Consider the following 2,748-nt stretch of genomic DNA (forward strand, 5'->3'; position numbering starts at 1 on the left):
TAGCGTGCTAGTTTTTGCTTTTACTGAGTACGGCTGTCGGTAGACAAGACGATACGGACAAAATGGAAATTGACAAGGAAAAAGGTGGAGATTTTTTTGAGTGGTTTTCTCAAAAAAATACTACCTGACCTTGCCAATTTTCAAACGTTGGCACGAGAGCAAAACATATTCATGCAAACATCATAAAGTGTTTTCTATTTCTTATTTGTATTATGGAAGAGGAACCATGATAGGATTCGTCTAAAAAATCACTGACCATTAAGTTACGTCCCCTTATTCGTCCTCATGCATTTTCCACATTTTACCTGGCCAAAATGCAAAGCGCCCAAGTACTGTCGTAATAGCTGGGACTAATAAAGGTCTCACAATAAACGTATCCAATAAAATTCCTATAGCTGTAATCGTTCCAAAATGAACTAATACTTGTAAAGGTAATATAGCTAATACGGAAAACGTTCCAGCTAAAATTAAACCTGCCGAACTAATGACACTACCTGTTTCTCCGACACTTTCTGCAATAGCTTTTTTAAGTGGCATTTCTTTACGTTTTCTCCAAATATTAGAGACGAGAAAAATATTATAATCTTCTCCTAAAACGACTAGAAAAACAAATGCATACAACGGAATTAACCCTTGAATTTCCGACACACCAAATAAGTAATGCAATACAATCCACCCTAAACCTAAAGCAGATAAATAGGATAGCAATACAGTTGCTAATAAATAAACCATCGCAACAATCGATTTTAAATAAACGACTAATAATATAGCGATAACGAGAAGTAAAACAGGAATAATAACAGCCTGGTCCCTACTTGTAATTTCTTCCGTATCAAATAAAGTAGCTGTTTCTCCACCAATCCATACATTCTCTTCCACATTCGCCACATTCGCTTCTTCTAATGCATTCCATGCAATTTCCTGAAACTCAGGTATACTATTTACCGCTTCCGTCGCATAAGGATCAATCGAAAGTGTTACTTGCCATTTTTTCAACGTATCTTTGTTTGTTCCCTCCACAGCATCTTCCACATTTTCTACAAGAGGATGTGCTTCTAACTTTTCTTGTAAGGAAACATCTTCCCCTTCCGTATCCACTATTATATCGACTGGAGCAATTTCACCTGGTGGATAATGATCAGCAATTAATGTAAAACCTTCACGTGATGGCATATCCTCTGGAAAAGAGTTTAATAATCCATACGTAAATTGCATTTTTGGTACAAATGCCGCTAAACTTCCTAAAATGAATAAAGATAAAAGGATAATCGTCCACGGTTTAGATGTAACGAAATTCCCTAACTTTTTACCAAATCGATGACTTGGTTTAGGACGGCGAATTTTCTTGCCTTTTTTCTGTTCCAGCTCTTGAATCATTTCCTCAGGGCGAGGGATGAACGGAATAAAAGCAAATCTTCCTAATAAAGCTAAAATCGCTGGTAATAATGTTAAAGCCGCAATACCCATAATGAAAATAGCTAAACTAAACGGCACAGCAAAGCGATCATAAGAAGCATAATATGCTAAAGCAAGCGACAGTAGACCAACCACTGTCGTCATCGAGCTCATCATAATAGCTCCACCTGTACCAGTTAAAGCCCTTCTTAATGCAACATACTTATCCGCTTCTTTTCGTAATTCGTCTCTATAACGGGAAATTAAAAATAAACAATAATCGGTACCTGCACCGAATAATAATACGGTCATAATCGAAATTGCTTGCCCATCCACTTCAATCCATTCCTTTTGCGCAAAGAAACCTAACAATGGGCTAATTACACCGTAAGCAATACCAACCGCAACTAATGGAACGATCGCTAATATTGGCGAACGATATAATACAATTAATAAAACAAAAACTAATATCACGGTAGAAATTAATAATGTTATATCTGCATTGCTAAATAATGACACTGCATCTGTTTGAATACCAACCGGACCTGAAAAACGTACATGTAATTCATTTTCGTCTAACTCCCCAAATAATTCATCACCAAATTGACTCTTCATCTTTTCTTCTAGAGCATCCAATGCTGTTTGAAGTTGATTTGTAGAAGCGGTTTCCTTAAAAAAGACAGGCGTAATTAGTGCTTTTTCATCCTCTGATGTACTACCTTTTAATGCTTCCACTGGCGCTTCATGAAACGGCGGAATAAAATTTTGTTCATCTACTGGTGATTCCTCTAACGTTTGGTAAAACGCTTGTATTTCTTTAAAATCTTCCTCCGTTAAACCATCTTCCCGATGCCAAACTAATAACAAAGGTACTCTCGCACCATCAGAAAACTCTTCATTATCTATTTCGTTTGCAACAACAGACATTGCATCTTCAGGTAACAACTGATTATTTGTCGTTTCCTCCTCATTCACTTGTGGCCAAAGAAAAGAAAAAATACCGATAAGTAAAATCCAAATAAAAATGGTCGCCCATCGTGTTTTTTTATTTACAATACATTCGACCAAGGCATGTATTTTATTATTCATTCTGTCCCCCTCCTTCTTTTCCCAATATGGGTATAGTAAAGATATAAGTCATTTTCTTTTTTGCATATATATTTACAATTCATACAAAATTATGCGAGACATTTCTCACCTATACATTTTCATCTAAACATCTTAAGAAAAATGTGAAACAATCTCTATAAATGAAGTGACTATCACGCTTCCTTTCCATTGTAATATTACTTTTCCTCTCCGTCATTCATCTTCCCTTGAAGTTCACCAAATCTTCCCATTTACTTTTTTGTA

At 36.0% G+C, this 2,748-nt stretch carries 1 protein-coding gene; it reads right to left on the bottom strand.

What is annotated here, in order from left to right:
• Positions 1-273: 273 nt before the first annotated feature.
• Positions 274-2,484 (bottom strand): MMPL family transporter, encoded by a 2,211-nt coding sequence (locus WKT09_RS13545; RefSeq protein ID WP_340416538.1) that lies wholly within the window; start codon positions 2,482-2,484, stop codon positions 274-276.
• Positions 2,485-2,748: the final 264 nt, after the last annotated feature.

The sequence above is a fragment of the Pseudogracilibacillus sp. ICA-222130 genome, from assembly GCF_037892545.1.
Classification (GTDB): Bacteria; Bacillota; Bacilli; order Bacillales; family Amphibacillaceae; genus Pseudogracilibacillus.

Bases quoted from the DNA above. Each gene is read 5' to 3' on its own strand.
- WKT09_RS13545 (WP_340416538.1), bottom strand. From the start codon at position 2,484: ATGAATAATAAAATACATGCCTTGGTCGAATGTATTGTAAATAAAAAA.